This is a genomic window from Candidatus Pantoea rara (assembly GCF_051136265.1).
Lineage (GTDB): Bacteria > Pseudomonadota > Gammaproteobacteria > Enterobacterales > Enterobacteriaceae > Pantoea > Pantoea rara.
This window is the reverse complement of sequence record NZ_CP194944.1, coordinates 45128-66287: the sequence shown is the minus strand read 5'-3', so window position 1 is coordinate 66287 and position 21160 is coordinate 45128. Positions and strand designations below refer to the sequence as shown.

Sequence of the window (21160 nt, the reverse complement as noted above, 5' to 3'; positions counted from 1 at the left end):
TCAAGAGCTTATCATGTTTGAATATCCATATGTGTATGTATTTGCTGATGAAAAATCAACTATAATGCAGCGTCTGTATCTGCGTTTGTTGATATTAGAATATTTCTTATTATTTTGTACTGCCGCCAATTCTTTTCTTTCATATCAAGAAAAATACACAACTTCTGCGATATTGTTGTTTTTCTTAATGATTTTATTATTTGTTAAGATGAAGTTTTCCTCATCGAGTGATTGGTATAAATATAGGGCATTGGCTGAATCAATTAAAACCATGAGCTGGCGTTATAGTATGAAAAGTTCGCCTTTTAATTCAGGGGATGATTTAAAGGACTACAAGAAATATCAAGTTTTCTTAGAGGAAATACTTAAGGATAGTAATTATATACCTAGAAAAGTTAGTGGGAATGTCTTGACCAAGAATAACTTCACTGGCTCAATGAAAACAACTCGCGAAATGAGCTGGGAGGATAGGAAAGAATTTTATTTAACACACAGAATACTGAATCAATGGGAATGGTATCGATCTAAATCTACATATAATTCTAATATGGCAAAAAAATGGTGGAGAGGGATTTTGGTTTTATACCTTTTTGCTTTTTTCACCTCACTGTATAATATATGGTTCAACGATTATTTTATTTTTCCTGTTTCAGTTTTGACAACACTCGCTTCATCATTGTTAGGTTGGTCGCAGATAAAAAGGTTTAATGAATTGAGTTCATCATATTTATTAACCTCTGGAGAAATAGGTTTGATGAAGGAGCAGGTGAATTATATATATACACAAGATTCATTTTCTGACTTTGTAAATGAATCTGAACTCGCTTTTTCTCGTGAGCACACGCAGTGGGAAGCAAGAAGGAAATAAATAATAGGGGGTCATCACCCCCTTAGATATTAGCTCGCATGCTTTCTAATAGATGTAATTATACTTTCAGTGTTCCACCGAACGATTTCTACTGCCCTTGAAGACACAACTGTCGATATTCTTTCCGCTCCTCTAGGAACTACACCGATAATAGGTATTTTGAGTTCCAATGCGGTATCAAGCTCCCACTTCATCCATTCGCTATGTGAAGCGAAAATACCAGCCAACCCTATCATTATACTTGAATTTTTTATTTTTTCTTTTAAGACTTTTTTCACGTAATATGCATTTTCTGAATTTATTGGCGTATCACGGTTTACGTGTGAATAGTCTGCCTTAAAATGACTTCTAGCGTCTATTAATCTTATTAAGTCAGCCAGTGTATTGTTGTGATCCCAAGAGTGACTAATAAATATTGTGTGTGTTTTTGCCATTTCCTTAATCCTTTATATTTGTTCCGCTTTCTTGACTAGTGACTTTGAGATTAGCTTTGTTATTTTTTTATTCAAGTATTTAAATAAAACTGAAATAAATTATATTTTAACGTGTGTTTCAATGCAAATATTTCACAACGAATTTATTACCTCCTCCAAGAAATTTATTTATTTTTATCAAGTTTGTGTTAATTAGTCTGGTTTTAATCTATTCGCTTACTGAGTTAAATTGATTTGATGAGACCGTTTTTCGGATTTTTCACCCTGTCTTCAACATTACCACTATTGTAGTAATAAATAAAACTGACCCTACATAATTTGGATTTTATGAGAGAACTTTTTCGTAGGCACGCTGCAATTACTGGATCATTTTATATAATCCTTGCTTCATATAATAAGGGTTTTACGAACTGGGATGGGCCAGCACTCACCTCCAGATCGTAAGCTCACCCTAAATCACTAACCTTATATAATTATCATTATTTAACTCTAAAGATAAGATTAAGCAACCTTAAGATAAAAAATCCTTATTTTTATCTAAATAAAGACAAAAAATAGAGATAGATCCTGTAGGCGTTTGATGGTCTTCTCTACCATGTTTGTTCATACCGCCGTGTCTTTACTCACTACAGCACCCTCTCGCTGGCAAGATGATAAACATCGCTGCGCTCGCGTTTACCGACAGCCACAACGGCAATCAGCAGCTGACCGTCTATCACATGATAAACCAGGCAAAACATGGACACTCTGAGTGTGATTTTATGGTAATCATTAATATCACGAAGTCTGGCAGAAGGAATATGGGGAATGTCACAACATTACTTCATCTTTCAGGCAGACTGCTGCTGGAGAGATTTTTGCAGCGTCTGCCACTCTTTAAAGGCCTCTTCTCTGAATTTGACGGTATAAGTTACAAAAGCGCATCCAGATCCACATCAGGCAGAGACTGGTTACTTCGTTCGTGGGCCAGCTTAACCAGTTCCTGATCGTCAACGGCATCATGCATCTGTTTATAAACATCGCCTGCTCTGGTTATTGTCAGCGCACTATGACCAGCAACTGTAGAAACGTTTAGTAAAACAATGTTCGAAGCTTAGCTAATAAAAAAATGGATGCCATACCTTGTCTGTTTCCCGAATGACGAGACTCAATGATATACATATGCTCGTGAGATAAATGCATTTCGAAATGCAGCAGATGTAATCCAGCGTTGATATTAATTGAGTCACTAAATATGGAATGTAACAAAGCCAGCGTCTTAGCATGACGCTGGCTTTCACTCTGCATGAATAATACTGTTATGGCTTGCTGACAGGCTCTGGCATGGCTGAGGAGTGGTGAGTAGAGATTTTCCAGCCTTTGCCATCCCAGACATAGGTGAAAGTATAACGTGCTGTGACGTGCGAATTATCTTTAAAGGTAAACGTATAAACACCGGTATCAATCGCTTTATTACAACCTATGCGAATAGTGCGAGAGTCGATTTTACCGCTTGGGCCTTTTTTCAGGAAGTCTCTGAAGTAATCAATACGTTCCTCGTCGGTCAGGCGCACCTTATTTGAAATTGTTGGCAGCAAAACGGCATCGCTGACGTATAACTCAGAGACTTTAGTCGCGTCACCGGTTGCCAGAGAATTATTCCAGGTTTCAAACAGGCTGGCGACATCCTGTTCAGACACTTTTACACAAGTAACCGGTTGCTGTGCTAACGTAATCACGGGTGCGGTGAAAAGGCCCAAAAGGCACAGTGCGAGTAAACTTTTTTTCATTATTTTGACACCTCATTTTTTTCCAGTGTAATCGCTGTACCACGCCATTGGCTGGAGTCACCACCTGTGCTGAGCGAGGTAATAAAGAAATATCCTGCACCTTTTTTATCTGCTTCATGACTCATGGCATTAACGGCATGAGATTTTCCACCACGAACGCCCGAAATTGATATACGATCTTTAATCGAATAATTACCTAATTCAGCACGCTGAACCTGTGTGGCAGCAAATGACGACCCTGTTAGTACAAGTAATGAGAGTAATAAGATTGCTTTTTTCATGGATTGAACCTCGACATCAGTAAGGATGATTAAATGCCTGATAAGAACTGATGAGCAAAATAGCGAAGAAACAGTTGTAGCCAAACTTAAATCTGTAAAATATACATAATTAGTTTTTTATACTGACATGCGTGACAATGTCAGATTCCATCAAAATTTAAAACTGCCGTAAAAATAATAAATTTAATGAGTTTCATTGTTTTTAACATTCAGTAAATAAAGATATCCAGGCGGAGAGAAGTATGGCCATTTGGCACTTTGGTACAGAAATAGAAACATAATGATTAAATAAATCACTTAATAGCAAAACGATAATGTGTTTTCATTCTGGATTTGATGAAATGTTCCTGATGAGGACGCATGGGTTTATTAATTATATATCCGGGATTACAGGGTATTTATTAAGGTTAATTACAGTCATCAAATCTCACCGCATACCTGATGCATCTGAGACTTCTTAAGTGAATATCAGATTTACAGCTCTATAAGGGAATGCAGACCCTGGCATCCCATGATCCCACCCTCGGCAGCGCTAACAATAAGATGAATAGCTTTAGATGTCATGACTTCGTATAATTGTTCTTATACGAAGTCATGACACAGCGATGCTGCCGGGTTAATATGAACAGCAGTTAAGTCAGTACTGAAAATGGCAACGCTACGTAAATTCTGCACGGTTATGCTACTGCTGAATTTTCAGAATTCACGTAGCGCGATCAAGGCTGTTTTTGGTAGATTAGTGAGCAAATATGAGCGAGTTAGTACCGACAACCAGCCTGAAGGCAAGCCGCAATAGCGACATCACTGAACGACTCAGGCAGTTCGTCCAGGATAAAGAGGCTTTTTCACCGAACACCTGGCGACAACTGCTGAGTGTCATGCGGATATGTAATCGCTGGTCGGAAGATAACCAGCGTAGTTTCCTGCCCATGAGCGCGGATGATTTGCGCGACTATCTCTCTTTTCTGGCTGAAAGCGGCCGCGCCTCTTCGACCGTTACATCACACGCAGCACTGATCTCGATGTTACACCGTAACGCCGGGTTGCCTGTCCCCAATGCTTCTCCGCTGGTTTTTCGGGCTATGAAAAAGATAAATCGAGTGGCCGTAACGAATGGCGAACGCGCTGGACAGGCCGTGCCCTTCAGGCTCACGGATTTGCTGGCGCTGGATAAGGAGTGGTCAGGTTCAGATAATCTTCAGGCGCTGCGTGATTTAGCTTTTTTGCATGTCGCTTATGCAACGCTGCTCCGTATCAGTGAGCTTTCACGGCTGCGGGTGCGGGATGTCATGCGTGCCGGTGACGGTCGTATCATTCTTGATGTGGCCTGGACAAAAACATTTGTGCAGACTGGCGGATTGATTAAGGCGCTCAGTGCCCGTTCAACTCAGCGCCTTGAAGCGTGGATCGACGCCTCCGGGCTATCCAGCCAGCCTGATGCATATTTGTTTAGTGCAGTGCACCGCTCTGGTCAGGCATTGGTTTCCGGGAAGCCGATGAGCACAAGGGCGCTGGAACATATCTTTAACCGTGCATGGCTTACCGCTGGAAAATCCGGCGCAGTTAAGGCCAATAAAAATCGCTATACCGGATGGAGTGGCCACAGTGCAAGGGTCGGTGCAGCCCAGGATATGGCCGATAAAGGCTACCCAATAGCCCGTATTATGCAGGAAGGTACCTGGAAAAAACCGGAAACGCTGATGCGCTATATCCGGCATATCGATGCTCACAAAGGGGCTATGGTGGAGTTTATGGAGCAACACGCTAATACCGATTTTCCCGACTGATGACTTGATTAAAAGGTCACTCCGTGATCTTTCAGGCTAAAGTTATCCACAGAAAAAGTGGACAGCCTGTGTGTAAGCCGGTACTGAATAGGCAGGTACCGGGCATCCTCCGGATGCATCCCTTTGATTTATTTGATTTCTTGTCAACGTCATTCAGCCTGCTGCTTATCGGTCAAAAAAAGCAGACTCATGTGTGTCAGCATCAATCCTTCTCGTGGCAACTCTTTCTTCACCGGCGGGGGTGACTTCAGCTGGCAGGGTCGTCAGAAAGGCCAGGCTTAAGTGGCCCTCTCAATGGTTAATGACGTGATTTCATCCTGAGCACTACTTCATTTTGTTTCCCATCACATAAGTGTGAGCAATGGTACGGTCGTCACCTAACATTTCAATGCCAAACAGGATCTCTTCGATGGTTTTTGAACCTTCATTGCGTCCGGCAAGCACCTGCCCGGCCAGAGGGTCCAGGACGACAAAGTCAGCTTCTTTGCCCGGCGTTAAGCTGCCTATTTTATCCTGTAGCGATAGCACTGTTGCGCCGCCCAGGGTGGCAAGATAGAGGTTTTCCATGGGTGTCACTGAGTGGACGTCATCGGGGTTATCAGTAAATGCCTTGCGCATCTGCGTCACTTTGTAGGCTTCATCCATGGTCTGAAGGATGGACAGACTTGTGCCTGCGCCGACATCGGTACCTAAGCCAACCGGGATATTATACTGATGGGCCTTATCCAGGTTAAACAATCCGCTTCCCAGAAACAGATTCGATGTCGGGCAAAAGGCAATACTGGCGCCTTTCTCTGACATGACTTTGTAATCGGTGTCATCAAGGTGGATAGAGTGCGCGAAAATGGATTTCTTTGTCACCAGTCCGCTTTTGTCATACACATCCAGATAACTGCGGCTTTTCGGGAACAACTCTTTAACCCAGGCGACTTCCTGCTTATTTTCCGCCAGATGGGTTTGCAGATACACATCGGGGAATTCTCTAAGCAATTTCCCGGCTATACTGAGTTCTTCCTCAGTGGAAGTAGGCGCGAAACGTGGCGTAACGGCATAATCAAGTCGGCCTTTGTGTTGCCATTTTTTAATCAGCGCTTTGCTCTCTTCATAGGCTGATTGTGGTGTATCCAGTAATTCGGCTGGCGCGTTTCGATCCATCAGTACTTTCCCACTGATCATGCGCATATTACGCTTTAACGCTTGCTCAAAAAATGCATCAACCGAAACTGGCGAACTGGTTGCAAACACCAATGCTGTTGTTGTGCCATTTTCCACCAGTTGATCCAGGAATACCGAAGCTTTCTGGGAGGCATACGGATGATTGCTGTATTTTATTTCAGTTGGAAAAGTGTAGGTATTTAACCAGCCTATAAGTTGTTCACCATATTCACTGATCATGGTGATTTGCGGATAATGAACATGGGTATCGATGAATCCAGGTGTGATAATTTTCCCTCTGTAGTCAATCATGCTATCAACAGGCTGGTCTTTCAATGTGGCATAATGACCTGATTTTAAAATATATCCATCTTTAATAATGAGATAGCCATCTTTGTAATGTACCGAAGCATCTTTCTCTTTGGCCGGATCGGCTTTGAAATAGAGGATTTCAGCGCGATATCCAACCGTTTCCGCTGCTGCGCCAAATGAGCAAAGACAAAGTAAAGCGACAAGCTTGATGTTCATGGACTACTCCGTTAACTTTTTAAAAATCCGTATTTTTTAGGGCAGAAATGATAGGTGAAATGAGATAGGGTTCAGATACTAAAAATGCGGTGAAGTTCTGAGTCTGAAAAAACAGTAACAATACTGAAATTTATTCCTTATGCTGCTGCCTTATCAGTATGTCAATAATGCCTGAAGTTAAATCTAAAGCTGGTCGGGTGTGTCAATAATAAAACACCCCAATTTTTTCCTCTGCTTTACTAAGCTATAGCTTTTATTCATATACTTATATAGAACAAATTATTAACATTTAAATTCTTACAGGACGAAAAATATGAGAAATCTGGACCTCTTAATGTCGGGAGTCTTTATGCTTTCAATCGCTACTACAGCCATCGCAACTGGCCAGGATCAGCTTCCAGGTTATGCTCAGGGTGCAGAGATTCTCCACGTTAACACCCGTCAGGACCAGATCGACAATATTGGAGATGTGGTTTACCACCAGGTAAAAAACATGCGCTCAGTCAGGCAACTGCATATGTCACTGCTCGTCCCTCGAACCGATAAATTGAAACCAGCGATCATCTATTTTCCGGGTGGTGGTTTTCTGACAGCGGAACATGACAAGTTTATTTCAATGCGGCTGGCGCTAGCGGAGGCCGGTTTTGTCGTTGCCGCAGCAGAATACCGCACTATTCCTGATGTTTTCCCGGCACCGGTTTTAGATGCTAAAACTGCAGTCCGATATCTGCGCCAGCACGCCTCAGAGTATGGCATCGATCCGACGCGTATAGGGGTTTTGGGCGACTCGGCTGGGGGATGGCTTGCCCAGATGCTGGGCACTACCAATGGTGATAAATCGTTTGATAAAGGTGATTTCCCTGATCAGTCTTCAGATGTTCAGGCAGTGGCCACACTGTATGGCATCTCCGATCTGCGAAGCATCGGTGAAGGCTTCCCGGATGCAATACAAAATGTGCATCGATCCCCTGCCGCAACTGAAGCTCTGCTGGTTAATGGTACCGCTTTCCGTAATTTCGCCGGGGCATCAGTGATCGACCAGCCTGAGAAAGCGTTATACGCGAGTCCGATTGGACACCTGAATGGTGCTAAGCCCCCTTTTTTAATTATGCATGGCAGCAAAGATACTCTCGTCTCTCCAGAGCAGAGTGCGAATCTTTATAACGCGCTTCACAAAGCACATGACCGCGCTGATTACGTATTAGTAGAAGGAGCTGAGCATGGTGATTATCGCTGGTATCAGCCTGAGGTAATCAGCAAAGTCACCCGCTGGTTCCGTCAGGTACTGGGTGAACCGGTGAAATCACAGAACCTATCAGCGGCAGACCCTGACGCCAACCTCTGACATTCGGGGAAGTTTCCTTGCCTGTTAACCTGTGCAGGCAAGGAACGCTTTCGTTTCGCACCACATTTATAATTACTCGTCTGCTGCAGGTCCGTATCGCATCTCAGCATAGTAATGTGGCCTTTACGGTTACTGCGCATACTCTTTCTGTTTATCACAGTCGCCGTGGCAACCGTGGCAACGTCCCTTTTCCTCCCGCAGCATTACCGGTATTGCCTGCACCCGGCTTCTCGATTTACGTAAGGCCAGCAGGATGATCCCGTTCAGTATCATTACGCTTATCAGGCAAATTGAGCTGAATGCGGGATGTTCGGCAAAAGTGACGGTCTGATAAAAAAGCGTGGCCGTGGTGTAGGCGATGTTCAGTCCCCAGAAGAATGAGAACATCATCCATTTTTTGCCGGCTTCGCGTGCAATCGCGCCCATAACAGAGACGCAGGGTACATAGAGCAGCACAAAGATTAAGTAACTGTAAGCGGCAAAGCCGCTGCCAAATTTAGCTGACATCACACTGATTGAACGGGTCGTCATCTCCCCATCGCCTTTGCTGGCTTCAATCGGATTGGCTAGCGCATCAATTCTGAATGCGGCAGTTAACCCCGCCCAGGTTTCCGTCAGCGCATCTTTCAGTTCACCTGGCAGATTAAAGGATTGCGGATCAAATGGACTGTTCTGGAGTGCCTCTGTGGTGTAAAGGCTGTTAAGCGTACCCACCACGACCTCTTTCGCCATGATGCCGCTCACCAGCCCCACGGTGGCCTGCCAGTTATCCTGAGTGACCCCAATCGGCAACAGCACCGGCGTAATCGCTTTGCTGGTTGCCGCCAGCGCAGACTGGTTAATGTCATCAACCAGCTGGCCATTAAATGCAAAGCTGCTCAGCACGCCTATCAGCATGCTTACCAGGATGATTACCTGTCCGGCGCGTATAACAAACATTTTCAGTCGCTGCCATGTCTGCAGGAGAAGGCTTTTAAGATGAGGCCGGTGATAGATCGGCAACTCCATGATAAACGGCGAGGCTTCTCCACCCAGCAGGGTATGCTTGAGTACCAGCGCAGTAACGATCGCCACCACAATGCCCAGCAGATAGAGTGAGAAAACCAGGCTGGAGCTATGGGTGTTGAAGAATGCCGCAGCGAAAACTGCAAAGATTGCCAGCCGCGCACCACACGACATAAAAGGCGCTATCAATACTGTCAGCAGACGCTCACGCGGCGTATCCAGCGTGCGTGTCCCCATTACCGACGGCACATTACAGCCAAAGCCGACAATCAAAGGGACAAAAGATTTCCCTGGCAGGCCAAGCGACTGCATCAGCCGATCTATCACAAAGGCAGCGCGCGCCAGATAGCCTGAGTCCTCCAGGAAAGAGAGGAACAGGAACATCAGGCCAATCTGCGGAATGATCGGCAGTACGGTATTGATACCGGCACCAATACCCTGCGCCAGAAACACCGTCAGCCAGGCCGGGAAGTGGCAAACATAGCCCAGCCATTGTATGCCATGAATGAATATTGCCACTGAGCCACTGTCGAACAGTGGCTGCAGCGCGGCACCGATGTTAATTGAGAGTACAAACATCACATACATCACTGCCAGAAATATCGGAATGCCCAGCCAGCGGTTGAGTACGATGTTATCGATCTGGCGGGTGAGACCGGCAGGTAATGCCTGATGAATATTACTGACGGCTGCGCAAATCGTGTTGATGGCGCGATAGCGGTAATCGGCAATCTGAATACCGGTATCGCCGCCCGCCTGCTGAATAATCTCAGGCAAACGCGGAAGCAGTTCCGGGCAAAACTTCCGACTGTTGATATCGCCTTCAAGCAACTGCAATGCCAGCCAGTAGCGTTTTTGTGGGGCTATCGTGCCGGACATTAACAGGCAGAGCTGCTCAATTGCTGTTTCAATCGCGGCCGGGTAACGCACCCGTTTCGATGTGAGGTAAATATGAGGCTGATCGATCAGGACTTTGAGCTGGGCGATACCGTCACCTTTAGTGGAGGTCAGTGAAACGACCGGGCATCCCAGACGCGCTGATAGCGCTGGAACATCAATCATGATGTTATGGCTGGCGGCAATATCCTGCATGTTCAGGGCGACGATGCAGGGCACGCCTAGCTCCAGCAGCTGAAGGGTCAGGAACAGGTTACTTTCCAGACTGGCTGCATCGACGACGTTAATCACCACATCAGCGTGATCCTGATAGAGATACTGGCAGGCGATGCTCTCATCGATGGAGCTTTCAGCGGATAGCGTGGTCAGTGAACGAGTGCCAGGTAGATCGATGAGGCGGACATCTGACTGCGCGGTAAAAAACTGCCCTTCTTTGCGCTCGACCGTGACGCCCGCCCAGTTACCGACCCGCTGGCGGGCACCCGTTAGCTGATTAAACAGCGTGGTTTTGCCGGTATTTGGATTGCCAATCAGCCCGATGGTTATCTTTTTCATCAGACGATTTCCTCCAGGAGGATATCGGCCAGGTCACGCTGTCTCACCACCAGGCTGACACGACGGGTCCGGATCTGCACCGGGTCGCCCATTGGCGCTACGCGAATGATCTCGATAACGGCACCTGGAAGCATGCCCATTGTCAATAATTTCTGCCGCCAGGCGAAATTTACCGATGGCCGATAGCCCAGGATTCGGTAGGTACTGCCCATGTTAATTGCCATACCACGCTCTGCTTCTGAGTAATAAACACGCATTATATAAATGATAAGCGTTTCGGTTTTTGATATGACATCAGGCAGACCGTGAAAAAGCGCTGTTTATAGGTTTGATTTAGGAAACAGAGAACATCTTGCTGTAACGTGAATGGCCGCGGGAAGATTGATACCCGCGATTTCCGTGAGGCCTCTTATCGCCCGTTTCGAGGGTATGGGACTTCAGCATCTGTAATCCGGACTGCAATTTGTTACGCGAGGGCAGAGGCTAATTGTCCGTTGAAAACGGCAATAAGTCATACAGCAACCCGGTCGTTGTCAGTTACCCAGCATCCAAAAGGTTTATATGAAACAACTTACCCTCACTGATCTCCAGCAACTCAGTGAGCAGGCGGCCCAATCCCCTCGCTTGCGAGCCAATCGTAATTTACATCCTGAATTAAGTGATGCGGTACAGCGTCTGGCTGTCGCTATGGAGCCGGGTACCTATGTCCGCCCTCACCGTCATCCGCATACTTTTGAATTGCTGACTCCGCTCAGTGGACGATTTCTGGTATTACATTTTGATGATGATGGATCCGTGACCCAGCGGGTGGTGTTAGGTGAAGAATGTAAGCTGCTGGAGACAGATGCGGGGATCTGGCATGCGGTGTTGTCGATGGATAACGATGGCGTTATTTTTGAGGTAAAACACGGAGGGTATCAGCCAGTGACTGAGCAGGATTCGGCTCCCTGGGCACCCGCTGAGAATGATCCGGGTGCGGGGGAACTCATGGAATGGTACTTACGGGCGCAAGTGGGTAATACTTTTACCCGATAATCTATGGCTTCCGTGAAGCAGATCATCTCTGCGGTCGGGACCATTCTGACGTTCCCGTGTTGCGGCACCCGATGTGCTACTTCCCACAAAAAGGCTTTGATCTCTGACACTGCGCCGGTCTGTACTAAAGCGTTATCAAGGTTAAATTAGTTACATCATTCAAATCATGATAAACAACAATTACGGCCCTCCGGGCCGTGCGGGGCGGCTTGTCAATGAGCACTCGGATTTTCAGAACAACTCTGTTTGGGGTTAGTCCGGAGGGGCTCTATTCTGCAGAATATCTCTCGTTGTTTAATAAACACCAAAAGGGTGTTGTAACTAATAGGGTTTAAACAAAGCGTTGTTCTGCCCCTCTTTTTTGGTACCGCGTTAACACATCACAGGGCTTTTTACTCTTGTCGCTTGCCTGAACGTGACCTGAGCTATTGAGTATTAAACAAGGAAATGGATATTACAGAAAATGGCGATAAACCGATTTAGAGGCCATCGCCACATCAGGAGTGCCTGTAAATTACTTCATTATGCGAATCGTTTTCACATCAACTTCAACACTGTTCCAGTCTTTATCGACTTCACCTTCGATACGGACTTTGTCTGTAGGTGACAAACTTTGCCCCATCCAGCGCTTGTCGTCGATATCAACATAAATCGTGCCTGTGGCATCTTTAAACTCATAAAGTTCATGACCAACCTGTCGGATGATATTGCCTTCAAGAACAGTCCATGCGTCATCACGCAGTGTTTTAACCTGAGCGACAGAAGCTACACCCGGCGCTGGACCTTTAAATCCGCCCTGCGAATAACCCTGCCCTTCTGCCGAAACAAAACCTTGCTGCGCAGTAACACTAAAAGTCATGCCTGCAAACAACGCCGCTAAAAGAATCTTTTTCATATTTTTATCTCCGTTAAATTGTCAGGCTAATTTACAACGCAAATCTTAACGAGATCTTAAGAATGAATATTACCTGCATGTGTTTTCAAAATTGAACAAGACGGGTACAGTCGATAAAGCCAACGCAATATAAACACCAAAGTTAAAATTGTGTTATCAATTAATCATGAAAGAAACAAAATACAGGTATTCACAATCAAATTTTAACAGCCATTCCAGTATGGCTTTCATTGCCGTTAAGTATTTCATTACTTCGTAAAAAGAACATAGTTCGCCAGCATATTAAAAAGCTAACTTTTTCATGCAGACTACCTCTGGTATTACCTCATTATGTATTGACGATTTTCTCAAACGCTATTTTTATTACTTATCCTCATTCAGATGAGTGGTTTTTATGTCTCATTGGTCATCGTAATGTGACTCAGCAACAATGAAATTTTATTTTGTCGACAATATGGCTCGCATGAATGTCGTTCTGACAGAGTCAAATACCGGGAATATTTTATGGTGCTGTCTGCCAGTACATAAACCTGACGATGGAAAGCCGTTTATGTTTTCCATATTTTTGTTTTTTCATAATGAGGTAGGTGATAGTTTGCCTTTTCAAGGCCAATAACAAAGAAGAGTGTAGGCGGCGTATAGCGGAACCCGAAGGCTTACGTGGGTAAGCCTTCGATCAAATTGAGGTTAATTCAGGTTATGAGCATCATCCTGTGCTTCTTTTAAATCCATTTCTGCAGATTCCAGCCTCAGCTTTTTCTCTTCTACCCTGTTGTTTTTATTGCTTATTCTATCGGTCCGGCCTTCCGCTTTGGCTTCAGCCAGATCCTGCTGGGCTTCCCGAAGTTCGAGTTCCGCTTTTTTGACCTTCATTTCGCGTTTTCTGACATCGTGAGAGGCGCGCCTGACCTGACGCTCATCAGTGCAATAAGTCTGGATTTTGTCACGGGCAATATCAAGCCGTGCAACCTCTGCATTATTTCCATGAATTTTAGCCATTTCTTTTTTGGCCGAAATGTCTGCCAGTTGGTTTTTACAGGAATCTGTCCCAGCGATGACGGCCAGGGGAGTTGAAATTAATATCAATGTAATAATTGTATTTTTCATAACTATATTAAATCCTTGTTAAAGTATACTTATCAAAATAATGATGCTGATTGAATATAGCGAAATGAAAAAGAGTCACAACAAATAAATTGAAAAATGAAATTATATTCTCATCTGGGAGCGATTGTTAACAGTAAGTTTTAATTTTTAAAAACAGACTTATAAAATGAGCAGTGAATTCTCATAAAAACCAGCTGCATCCTGGGTTAAGAAACAACCCAGCATTGCGTAGAGTCACGTCAGTGCTGCATAATCCTGTGCAGCCGTTAAAAGTGATCCTGATCATTTTTTGTCAGAGTAAAATCATGACAGCCTGATTGTTATCATATCGTTTAACATTCACGGCGAATAATACCGCATCTTCTTAAAAAGTAACGACAGGAAAGTAAAATGACATTTATGAATTCTGGTAAGAAAATTGGCTTCGCTCTGGTGATAATGGCTTCGGTTATGTCCATTACCGCTTGCTCAGGCAATTACGTGATATCCACCAATGATGGACACATGATTAACACCCATGGCAAACCCGCCAGAGATAAAGAAACAGGGATGATCTCTTATAAAGATGCAGACGGAAATATGCATCAACTGCAGCAGCACGACGTTAAAGAGATTGTGCAAAAGTAAATTGCTTTAAGCAACGATCGTAATAACATCCCCTAAAATTTTTATCCTGCGGAACACTGAACAATGAAAACGACTGTCATCAGCTTCGGCTTGCTGCTGTGCGCCTCTTCGTCTGCAATGGCGATTGGCCTGAATGCGGAACAAGGTAAAAACACCTCTGCGCTGGACGCAGAAATTGGCCGTTCATCCAGCGGAATTTATCTGGATAGCCAGTGGATCAAAAATACGGCGGACGGTGTGCAGATTGGTCAGGCGGGTACAGGTTATAACCTCGAAATCGGTCCGGTCATGCTGACAGCTGGCGTTAAAGCCACGTACCTCGGTGGCAAAAAAGGCGATAACGGCGTCGCATTTCCTGTCGGCGGCGGTGTGAAACTCAATCTGCCTGCCAATTTTGCAATTTATGGGGAAGGTTATTCCGCCCCGGAACAGCTAACCAACAGCGTTAAAAATTTTGTGGAAGCCAACGCCGGCGTCAGCTGGTCACCGCTTGGGCCACTGGTCTTAAAAGTGGGCTATCGATATGCCGGTGTTGATGGTAAAGATGGACGTCCGGGGCATACCCTGATTGATGGCCCCTACCTGGGTGGCGGTCTGACATTTTAATATCGGATAACATTGTCAGGAGAGGAAATTCTGCAGATCCACCAAGTGGTTTCCTCACTTAATCTCTCGTCTCAGGGAAGACGGGTGTCACTGAGAAACAGACCATGAAACCTCTTGCGCTAATAATATTTACTCTCTGTCTGACCGGATGCGTGCAGTATAAATGGGTCAAACCTGATGCATCTGAGCAGCAGGAAACCGTGGCGGAAACAGCCTGTCAGGCTCAGGCTTTGCGGGATTTACCCCCTGACAATGTTGTGAGTAGCAAATACATCTCGAAAGACAGTAAACATAAAAGCACTGACACGGATTACTCCACCAGTGATGCCAATGAAAGTCAGCGAGAGATTCTGGTAAAAGATTGTATGTTCAAAAAAGGCTGGCAACAGATTGAGGTTCAACAATAACCCCATCAGCCTGTCAGAGGCCAGGTCAAACCCTGGCCCGCTCTGTTGAGTTTTACGGGTCACGCTCAGAATTTATTCAGACATTATCGTTTTGCTGTGCAGTACGATGTCGCCGACAACGTTCCGAACAATACATCACCTCGTTCCAGCACTTTTCCCACTTTTTCCGCCACGACATTGGCTTGTTACACGTTTTGCAGTATCGAACGGGTAAGGATTTTTTATTGCCTTTAAACACGTAAGTCTCTCCTGGAAAACCCTATGTTACGGGCGATAGCGTATCTCTCCTGCCGTGTAGCTTAGTCCTGTTCAAGGTAAATGCAGACGACTGAACCTCGGTTTTAGCCATCCTGACTTGCTTGTCTGACAAAATCTCTCATCATTTGTTAACAAAGTTGCTATCAAATCGTCCGGCAAGATCGGTATCGCCTGGACTTTTGATGCACGAGTACGCGAAGGACAAATTAATTCTCCTGGTTAACTAAGCACACTCACTGAAACACCGCCAGCATACCAGACCCGATTATTGTCCGGCCTGTTCATCAATGTGTTGGGAACCGCTGTGCGAGGTGAGTGAAAAACACACTGACTCAGGAACGGCACAGAGGGATATTGACGGCAACAATGATCGCTACATTTGGTCGCGATATCAGCGTACAAGGCAATTACGAAAAATAATGTTACTTATGATTGCCTTGTCAACATCCTGGCTCTTCAGATCTTTACACACGATTAAAAAAGTCATTACGCCTGTAAATAATCATTCCCTGGACAGGAAGGTGATCTTCGATTCGACGCCGTTGTATCCACTTAATTGCCGGTCTCTGCAAATCCTTAACATCAGCCAGTAAGCAGGCAACCGTTTTTCTTCGCATAACCAGTGAGGTTAACCAGATATAAATAATTCACTATCATAGGGTTACATATAACCCTAATAAATGAACGGGTTCGTTATTTTAGTAATTTTGCTATCTGATTTTTGAACACTATTACGATTAAGCTGGTGATCATATCCATTTACAGGGACTGATGTGTACCTCTGCGTTTAACTCACATAACAACACAAGTACAGGATTAGCGAAGCGAGGCTAGCAAAATTGAACGTCAATGCACCATTGATCCATAATGTGACTAAATTATCCCGCGTCTCAGACTGTGCGCCGTTTTGACAATTTGAGCGAACAGCGTAAAAAAAAGAGTAACTTTACTTTTGTTGAAGGGTTATACGTTAACTACAGTTTAAACTCTCTTAGAAAGCGATTAATATGTTAGCGTTGAACTATCGGTTCTGTATTTTGATTCTTCGAAGGCAAGCATCTTAAAAAAGCAGGTCTGACGAAAAGCATCAGCGTGAACCCGCTCTGTATTTTATTATCTGAACATGACTATGGTGACTTTGATGAGTGACACTCTCAACAGCTTGAATAATATCCGTACCCTTCGCGCAAACGCACGCGAGCTTGACCTGGCTGCCCTGGAAGAAATGCTGGAAAAACTGTCGGTGGTAGTCAGTGAGCGACGTGAAGAAGCTCAGGCCTCTGAAGCGGCTAACCGCGAAAAGGCGGAGAAACTGGCAAAATACCGTGAATTACTGTTGCAGGAAGGTATCGACCCTAATGAACTTTTAAATGGTATGCCAGCAGCGCCAGCAGAGAAGAAGAAACGTGCACCTCGTCCGGCTAAATATCAGTACACCGACGAAAATGGTGACGTTAAGCAGTGGACCGGTCAGGGGCGAACCCCATCAGCTATTAAAACAGCTATTGATGAAGGTAAATCGCTGGACGATTTCCTGATTTAATCATAAATGAAAAATCGCCTGATTTGGTCAGGCGGTTTTTCAAGCTGCCTTAACAGGCATCCCCAGCTCAATTACCAGTTACGACTGGCCCTGGTGCCTGGATAACCTGCCTTTAAACCGCAATCCCGTTCAGGCTTTGACCTGACTGAACGTAATAACTGAAATTTGCTCAATCGCACTCGCGGCAATAGATTGCATTCCATTTCCTAAGGCGCTCTATTTATTCAGCGATTGCGCGTTGCGGGCTGTGATAATTTCTAACCCGATCTGCTGCCCGTAAGAAAGCTCAAGCGTATTACCATCAGGATCGGCAAACAATGCCCAGTACCCCACTGGCGCACCATATTGTTGTGCCTCGCGTCGCAACACGCCTTCAGTCCGTGCAATTGCCATTTTTTCATCTATCTCTTCGCGGCTGGCGCAGGCCACGCCGATATGACCAAAGGGACCCAGCGGCGTATCTTCACTGGTGTCAGATTGCACCAGCACCAGCGCGAAAGGTCGGGTTAAATCTGACAGCCACGCGACTTTTTGTGCTTCGGGAATACCCGGTTCACGCTGGTGTATTACCTGCATCCCGGCATAACGCTGATAGAAATCTACGCTCTTATTTACATCGCGAACCTGTAAAGCAAGATGAGTAAAACCGGTATCGTTTGACATGGCTGCTCCCTGTTCTCATTGAGCAATCACCTTGCCACAGATGTCATTCCGGATTTGATCAGGGATGCTCAGCCGTTACGTTCTTCGCACATCACCTGGTTGCGCCCTGCCCGCTTCGCGCGATACAACGCCTCATCGGCGCGTTCTATCAGCGCCTGTTTCCCTTGTGCCGGGTCAGACGCAAGCCAGACAGCGCAGCCTGCACTCATAGTGACATGCTCTTGCGGCAGCGCCGTTGTGAAGTGTGGAATAGCAAGCTGATTAATGGCAGCAATAATGGATTCAGCGAGCTCTAGCGCTGCTGACAGCGGTTGCCCGATAAGGATGATGGCAAATTCTTCCCCACCATATCGGGCCGTGATTCCGTTTTTACGTCGTCCGGTGTTCTTCAGTACGTTAGCCACTTTTTTCAGACAGTCATCACCGGCCACATGGCCATAGGTATCGTTATAACGTTTAAAGTAATCGATATCGAACAGGATCAATGACACTGGCTGGCCGTTGCATTCCGCGCTTTGCAGGCTTTCAGTCAGCATGTGATCAAAATGACGCCGGTTGGCAACCCCTGTCAGCCCATCACTCTGTGCCTGGTTTTCCAGTGAGCGATTAGCCGCGGTCAGTTCATCGCGAAGTCGGGTCAGTTCAAGCTGGTAACGCAATGTATGCCGCGCCTGACGCAATAGAAATGCGCCCAGTGAAAGAATCACAATCAGCAAAGCCAGGCTGAGAATCAGATTCTGTACCCGGCTCTTCAGCCAGTGGTTAAAGAGCGCTTGTTTGTCATATCCGGCGGCAACCACCAGCGGATAGCGCTGTGAGCGAACAAAGCCAAAAATACGTTTTTTACCATCAAGCGCAGCTGTCCACTGACCGCTGCCTTTATCAGCATGGGCCAGCATCTTCAGGAAAAGCGGACTTACCGAGAGGTTTTTGCCGATGTAGCTATCCGGCATCGGACGGGCGTAAAGCACCGTACTGTCTGCCAGCATCAGAACCAGCACATCTCCCTCGCTGAGTTCGTAATAATTGTAGAAGCGGCGGAAATAGTCCACTTTAATGGTGGCGAGTAAAACACCCCGGAAACCGTTGAACGCATCATTCACCCGAAGCGTAACCGGTATTACCTGTTCGTGAGTGCTGCGACTGCAAATCACCGGGCCAACATGCAGGTTATCTCGCGGACTGGCGCGATGATAATCGAAATATTCACGATCGGCGTTATCAATGTCAGGCGGTATTCTGCCCATAGAGGTCGCTATCCATTTCCCCTGCGCATCATAATAAAACAAGCCATGAAGTTGCGGCAGGCGTCTCTGGAACAGGCGCATTGTATGGCTCATCGCCTCACTCTCCACGCCGGTCGTCGCGATCTGCTTTTCGAGCTCACGTTGCACTTCACGCAGTGAGAGTTCAATTTGCAAAAAAGTATCATCGGCCTGGCGTGCCTGTGACAGTGAGAGATTCACGGCATTATCTTCAGTCATCCCGACGGTATCATTCCAGTCTTTGCGCAGCGTCCAAAGATTTAAGCCAATCACCGCCACGCTGAGCAATACGCCAGAAAGGATAATACTTCTCAGCAGCGGCGAAATTTTTGCCGCTGGCTCATCATTTTTGCGGCGAAACGTCATGCCAGCCCTTAATAAACCCCGATAACTGATTTAATCACAGTTAACCAAAAGCCAAAATGTAAATCCCTCAATTCGGTTCGATAATGACAATTCGCATTTCCCAGCAGATTCCGCTTAAATTTCCCGCTTATCTGGCTCAATCAGCACCATAAAGGCAGCATAAATAGCGAATTAAGCTTCATTAAGACTTCAAATATCGGGGGAGTAAATGTTACCCTTGCTGCCTGAATAATTTGCACTTGATTGATTAAGTTGAGTATTTGAGGGATTTTATGAGTAAAAACCTGAGCAGCCTGAATAATATCCGCACTATTCGTGCCGAGGCACGAAACATGGATTTGGATCTGCTGGAAGAGTTACGCCAGAAATTAGAAACCGTTGTAAATGAACGCCGTGAAGAGGAAAGCGCGCGGGAAGCAGAAGCCCGCGAAAAAGCGGAAAAACTGGCGTTTTACCAGGAGCTGTTACTGGAAGAGGGTATTAACCCGGCGGAGCTGGTAAATAGCGCATCTGCTTCAACAACCGGCACAAAGAAACGCGCGAAGCGTCCGGCGAAATACCGTTACAGCGATGAAAATGGTCAGGTTCGTTACTGGACCGGTCAGGGCCGTACTCCCTCCGCAATTAAAACAGCGATCGAAAACGGCCAGTCACTGGATGACTTTCTGATTTAATCGCAATACATGTCTGCCGGAATGCTGACCGCCACTGCGCGGCAATATTCCGGCATGAAAAACCCCTGGGCGCAGATATTCATCCGGGCCTGACTCTTATCCTGCTTTCTCATCACTCATCATCGACTGTGGACCACGAAATGTCCGGCGCCACTCACTGGGAGAAACGCCAAACCGGGATTTAAAACGCTGACGAAAAGACACGGGGGAATCAAAGCCCGCCTTTTCTGCTACCCCTTCAATACTGATACCGGTTGTTTCCAGTAAAACCTGGCTACGTAGCAGACGCTCGGCCGTCAGCCACTCGCCCAGTGACATCCCCGTCGCCTTGTGAAAATGACGCGTCAGCGTGCGCCGGCTCATACTGAGCGTGCGCGCGAGTGTGTTCAGATCCTGCGGCTGATGCAGATTTTCCCGCAGTGACGACAGCAGTGCGTTGATCTTTCCATCACGCGTCGTTTCCGGAACCGGCCGCTCAATGAACTGCGCCTGACCGCCTTCACGATACGGCGGCACGACCATGCGTCTGGCAACCCGATTAGCAATGGCGCTGCCATAGTGCTGACGGATGATATCCAGACAGCAGTCGATGCCCGCCGCAGTGCCCGCAGAGGTAATCAGACGTTCATCACGGGTATAAAGGGCATTACTGTCGAGGTGAACCTGCGGAAACCGCTCGCTGAAGTCGCGCTCAAATTCCCAGTGGGTAGCCGCCCGGTGCTGATCAAGAAGACCGGCATAAGCCAGTACGTAAGTGCCCAGACAAAGTCCAACCACTTCCGCGCCGCGCTGCCACGCCGCCACCAGTTTATCAAGCAGCGCCTGCGCCGGTTTTTCAGCCGGATTGTGCCAGTAAGGAACAATAAGGATGTCCGCCTTATCAAGCGGTTCAGGACCCTGCTCAACCATGATTGACAACCCCATATCTGAGATCACCGGGCCTGGTTTTTCTGCGCAGACATCAACATGAAACAGATCCTGCTGTGGCAGTGCCGAGCCGAACAAAATGCAGGGAACGGAAAAGTGAAACGGACTGAAACCGGCCGTTGCCAGCACTGCGACTCTCAGAGCAGCCATCTCCCCTCCTTGT

Annotated in this window: 21 protein-coding genes and 2 pseudogenes; 9 read left to right on the top strand and 14 right to left on the bottom strand. The window is 46.2% G+C overall.

Features of this window, described 5'->3' with window-relative positions; all coding sequences use genetic code 11:
- Positions 1 to 13: 13 nt before the first annotated feature.
- A complete protein-coding gene (locus ACR8BF_RS21005) occupies positions 14 to 868 on the top strand; it encodes a DUF4231 domain-containing protein (RefSeq protein ID WP_434746287.1) in 855 nt (284 codons plus the stop codon).
- 29 nt (positions 869 to 897) lie between these two features.
- On the opposite strand, the gene ACR8BF_RS21000 is transcribed toward ACR8BF_RS21005, so the two are convergent.
- The 5 genes and pseudogenes from ACR8BF_RS21000 to ACR8BF_RS20980 form a co-directional block, all read right to left on the bottom strand.
- Positions 898 to 1302, bottom strand: coding sequence for a TIR domain-containing protein (locus ACR8BF_RS21000; RefSeq protein WP_434746286.1), 405 nt, complete (start codon positions 1300 to 1302; stop codon positions 898 to 900).
- A gap of 626 nt (positions 1303 to 1928) precedes the next feature.
- A pseudogene (locus tag ACR8BF_RS20995) lies at positions 1929 to 2165 on the bottom strand (type II toxin-antitoxin system RelE family toxin).
- Positions 2166 to 2212: 47 nt separating this feature from the next.
- Positions 2213 to 2311, bottom strand: a pseudogene (locus tag ACR8BF_RS20990) (type II toxin-antitoxin system Phd/YefM family antitoxin); the annotation flags it as partial.
- Positions 2312 to 2600: 289 nt separating this feature from the next.
- Positions 2601 to 3071 (bottom strand): SgcJ/EcaC family oxidoreductase, encoded by a 471-nt coding sequence (locus ACR8BF_RS20985; RefSeq protein ID WP_313700687.1) that lies wholly within the window; start codon positions 3069 to 3071, stop codon positions 2601 to 2603.
- Entirely contained in the window at positions 3071 to 3352 is a 282-nt protein-coding gene (locus tag ACR8BF_RS20980; protein ID WP_434746285.1) for a DUF1471 domain-containing protein, read from the bottom strand. Before ACR8BF_RS20980 ends, ACR8BF_RS20985 begins: the two co-directional genes overlap by 1 nt.
- A gap of 749 nt (positions 3353 to 4101) precedes the next feature.
- Between ACR8BF_RS20980 and ACR8BF_RS20975 the strand changes: the two genes are divergently transcribed.
- A complete protein-coding gene (locus ACR8BF_RS20975) occupies positions 4102 to 5139 on the top strand; it encodes a tyrosine-type recombinase/integrase (RefSeq protein WP_434746284.1) in 1038 nt (345 codons plus the stop codon).
- Positions 5140 to 5463: 324 nt separating this feature from the next.
- Here the strand turns inward: ACR8BF_RS20975 and guaD are convergent, their stop codons facing one another.
- Positions 5464 to 6822, bottom strand: coding sequence for a guanine deaminase (gene guaD / locus ACR8BF_RS20970; protein ID WP_434746283.1), 1359 nt, complete (start codon positions 6820 to 6822; stop codon positions 5464 to 5466).
- A 349-nt stretch (positions 6823 to 7171) separates the two neighbouring features.
- On the opposite strand from guaD, the gene ACR8BF_RS20965 reads away from it, so the two are divergent.
- A complete protein-coding gene (locus ACR8BF_RS20965; RefSeq protein WP_313537318.1) occupies positions 7172 to 8167 on the top strand; it encodes an alpha/beta hydrolase in 996 nt (331 codons plus the stop codon).
- A 129-nt stretch (positions 8168 to 8296) separates the two neighbouring features.
- Here the strand turns inward: ACR8BF_RS20965 and feoB are convergent, their stop codons facing one another.
- Positions 8297 to 10624 carry a Fe(2+) transporter permease subunit FeoB gene (feoB, locus tag ACR8BF_RS20960; protein WP_434746282.1) on the bottom strand — a complete coding sequence of 776 codons (2328 nt, stop codon included), beginning with the start codon at positions 10622 to 10624 and terminating at the stop codon, positions 8297 to 8299.
- Positions 10624 to 10848 (bottom strand): FeoA domain-containing protein, encoded by a 225-nt coding sequence (locus ACR8BF_RS20955; RefSeq protein ID WP_434746281.1) that lies wholly within the window; start codon positions 10846 to 10848, stop codon positions 10624 to 10626. The genes feoB and ACR8BF_RS20955 overlap by 1 nt, the downstream gene beginning before the upstream one ends.
- Before the next feature lie 337 nt (positions 10849 to 11185).
- Between ACR8BF_RS20955 and ACR8BF_RS20950 the strand changes: the two genes are divergently transcribed.
- Positions 11186 to 11659: a WbuC family cupin fold metalloprotein gene (locus ACR8BF_RS20950; protein WP_434746280.1), complete on the top strand. Its 474-nt coding sequence runs from the start codon at positions 11186 to 11188 to the stop codon at positions 11657 to 11659.
- A 514-nt stretch (positions 11660 to 12173) separates the two neighbouring features.
- Here ACR8BF_RS20950 and ACR8BF_RS20945 read toward each other — a convergent pair.
- Together ACR8BF_RS20945 and ACR8BF_RS20940 are read right to left on the bottom strand one after the other, a co-directional pair.
- A complete protein-coding gene (locus ACR8BF_RS20945; RefSeq protein ID WP_179899169.1) occupies positions 12174 to 12554 on the bottom strand; it encodes a YgiW/YdeI family stress tolerance OB fold protein in 381 nt (126 codons plus the stop codon).
- Positions 12555 to 13241: 687 nt separating this feature from the next.
- The gene (locus ACR8BF_RS20940; protein WP_313537307.1) at positions 13242 to 13661 is read right to left on the bottom strand and encodes a DUF1090 family protein; all 420 of its coding nucleotides are present in this window, start codon (positions 13659 to 13661) and stop codon (positions 13242 to 13244) included.
- A 390-nt stretch (positions 13662 to 14051) separates the two neighbouring features.
- On the opposite strand from ACR8BF_RS20940, the gene ACR8BF_RS20935 reads away from it, so the two are divergent.
- From ACR8BF_RS20935 to ACR8BF_RS20925, 3 genes are all read left to right on the top strand, one after another.
- Positions 14052 to 14288, top strand: coding sequence for a YgdI/YgdR family lipoprotein (locus ACR8BF_RS20935; RefSeq protein WP_179899168.1), 237 nt, complete (start codon positions 14052 to 14054; stop codon positions 14286 to 14288).
- A gap of 63 nt (positions 14289 to 14351) precedes the next feature.
- The gene (locus ACR8BF_RS20930; protein WP_179899167.1) at positions 14352 to 14894 is read left to right on the top strand and encodes a YfaZ family outer membrane protein; all 543 of its coding nucleotides are present in this window, start codon (positions 14352 to 14354) and stop codon (positions 14892 to 14894) included.
- Between the two features lie 104 nt (positions 14895 to 14998).
- Complete coding sequence (locus ACR8BF_RS20925) at positions 14999 to 15301, top strand: hypothetical protein (protein WP_434746279.1); 303 nt, start codon at positions 14999 to 15001, stop codon at positions 15299 to 15301.
- 76 nt (positions 15302 to 15377) lie between these two features.
- On the opposite strand, the gene ACR8BF_RS20920 is transcribed toward ACR8BF_RS20925, so the two are convergent.
- A complete protein-coding gene (locus ACR8BF_RS20920; RefSeq protein WP_313537301.1) occupies positions 15378 to 15539 on the bottom strand; it encodes a DUF2256 domain-containing protein in 162 nt (53 codons plus the stop codon).
- A 1161-nt stretch (positions 15540 to 16700) separates the two neighbouring features.
- Here ACR8BF_RS20920 and ACR8BF_RS20915 point away from each other — a divergent pair.
- Positions 16701 to 17102: an H-NS family histone-like protein gene (locus ACR8BF_RS20915; protein ID WP_179899164.1), complete on the top strand. Its 402-nt coding sequence runs from the start codon at positions 16701 to 16703 to the stop codon at positions 17100 to 17102.
- Positions 17103 to 17318: 216 nt separating this feature from the next.
- Here ACR8BF_RS20915 and ACR8BF_RS20910 read toward each other — a convergent pair whose 3' ends face one another.
- Both ACR8BF_RS20910 and ACR8BF_RS20905 read right to left on the bottom strand, forming a co-directional pair.
- Positions 17319 to 17765 carry a VOC family protein gene (locus tag ACR8BF_RS20910; RefSeq protein WP_434746278.1) on the bottom strand — a complete coding sequence of 149 codons (447 nt, stop codon included), beginning with the start codon at positions 17763 to 17765 and terminating at the stop codon, positions 17319 to 17321.
- A gap of 68 nt (positions 17766 to 17833) precedes the next feature.
- Positions 17834 to 19396 (bottom strand): sensor domain-containing diguanylate cyclase, encoded by a 1563-nt coding sequence (locus ACR8BF_RS20905; protein ID WP_434746277.1) that lies wholly within the window; start codon positions 19394 to 19396, stop codon positions 17834 to 17836.
- 272 nt (positions 19397 to 19668) lie between these two features.
- Between ACR8BF_RS20905 and ACR8BF_RS20900 the strand changes: the two genes are divergently transcribed.
- Complete coding sequence (locus tag ACR8BF_RS20900) at positions 19669 to 20070, top strand: H-NS family histone-like protein (protein WP_179899161.1); 402 nt, start codon at positions 19669 to 19671, stop codon at positions 20068 to 20070.
- A gap of 96 nt (positions 20071 to 20166) precedes the next feature.
- Here the strand turns inward: ACR8BF_RS20900 and ACR8BF_RS20895 are convergent, their stop codons facing one another.
- The gene (locus tag ACR8BF_RS20895) at positions 20167 to 21147 is read right to left on the bottom strand and encodes a GlxA family transcriptional regulator (protein ID WP_434746276.1); all 981 of its coding nucleotides are present in this window, start codon (positions 21145 to 21147) and stop codon (positions 20167 to 20169) included.
- Positions 21148 to 21160: the final 13 nt, after the last annotated feature.

What these genes read in the sequence shown, in the direction of transcription:
- ACR8BF_RS20975 (WP_434746284.1), top strand. Translation starts at nt 4,102, where the DNA reads ATGAGCGAGTTAGTACCGACAACCAGCCTGAAGGCAAGCCGCAATAGC.
- feoB (WP_434746282.1), bottom strand. Translation starts at nt 10,624, where the DNA reads ATGAAAAAGATAACCATCGGGCTGATTGGCAATCCAAATACCGGCAAA.
- ACR8BF_RS20965 (WP_313537318.1), top strand. Translation starts at nt 7,172, where the DNA reads ATGCTTTCAATCGCTACTACAGCCATCGCAACTGGCCAGGATCAGCTT.
- ACR8BF_RS21000 (WP_434746286.1), bottom strand. Translation starts at nt 1,302, where the DNA reads ATGGCAAAAACACACACAATATTTATTAGTCACTCTTGGGATCACAAC.
- ACR8BF_RS20895 (WP_434746276.1), bottom strand. Translation starts at nt 21,147, where the DNA reads ATGGCTGCTCTGAGAGTCGCAGTGCTGGCAACGGCCGGTTTCAGTCCG.
- ACR8BF_RS20900 (WP_179899161.1), top strand. Translation starts at nt 19,669, where the DNA reads ATGAGTAAAAACCTGAGCAGCCTGAATAATATCCGCACTATTCGTGCC.
- ACR8BF_RS20945 (WP_179899169.1), bottom strand. Translation starts at nt 12,554, where the DNA reads ATGAAAAAGATTCTTTTAGCGGCGTTGTTTGCAGGCATGACTTTTAGT.
- ACR8BF_RS20950 (WP_434746280.1), top strand. Translation starts at nt 11,186, where the DNA reads ATGAAACAACTTACCCTCACTGATCTCCAGCAACTCAGTGAGCAGGCG.
- ACR8BF_RS20935 (WP_179899168.1), top strand. Translation starts at nt 14,052, where the DNA reads ATGACATTTATGAATTCTGGTAAGAAAATTGGCTTCGCTCTGGTGATA.
- ACR8BF_RS20910 (WP_434746278.1), bottom strand. Translation starts at nt 17,765, where the DNA reads ATGTCAAACGATACCGGTTTTACTCATCTTGCTTTACAGGTTCGCGAT.
- ACR8BF_RS20925 (WP_434746279.1), top strand. Translation starts at nt 14,999, where the DNA reads ATGAAACCTCTTGCGCTAATAATATTTACTCTCTGTCTGACCGGATGC.
- ACR8BF_RS20980 (WP_434746285.1), bottom strand. Translation starts at nt 3,352, where the DNA reads ATGAAAAAAGCAATCTTATTACTCTCATTACTTGTACTAACAGGGTCG.
- ACR8BF_RS20905 (WP_434746277.1), bottom strand. Translation starts at nt 19,396, where the DNA reads ATGACGTTTCGCCGCAAAAATGATGAGCCAGCGGCAAAAATTTCGCCG.
- ACR8BF_RS20915 (WP_179899164.1), top strand. Translation starts at nt 16,701, where the DNA reads ATGAGTGACACTCTCAACAGCTTGAATAATATCCGTACCCTTCGCGCA.
- ACR8BF_RS20930 (WP_179899167.1), top strand. Translation starts at nt 14,352, where the DNA reads ATGAAAACGACTGTCATCAGCTTCGGCTTGCTGCTGTGCGCCTCTTCG.
- guaD (WP_434746283.1), bottom strand. Translation starts at nt 6,822, where the DNA reads ATGAACATCAAGCTTGTCGCTTTACTTTGTCTTTGCTCATTTGGCGCA.
- ACR8BF_RS20985 (WP_313700687.1), bottom strand. Translation starts at nt 3,071, where the DNA reads ATGAAAAAAAGTTTACTCGCACTGTGCCTTTTGGGCCTTTTCACCGCA.
- ACR8BF_RS20955 (WP_434746281.1), bottom strand. Translation starts at nt 10,848, where the DNA reads ATGGCAATTAACATGGGCAGTACCTACCGAATCCTGGGCTATCGGCCA.
- ACR8BF_RS21005 (WP_434746287.1), top strand. Translation starts at nt 14, where the DNA reads ATGTTTGAATATCCATATGTGTATGTATTTGCTGATGAAAAATCAACT.
- ACR8BF_RS20940 (WP_313537307.1), bottom strand. Translation starts at nt 13,661, where the DNA reads ATGAAAAATACAATTATTACATTGATATTAATTTCAACTCCCCTGGCC.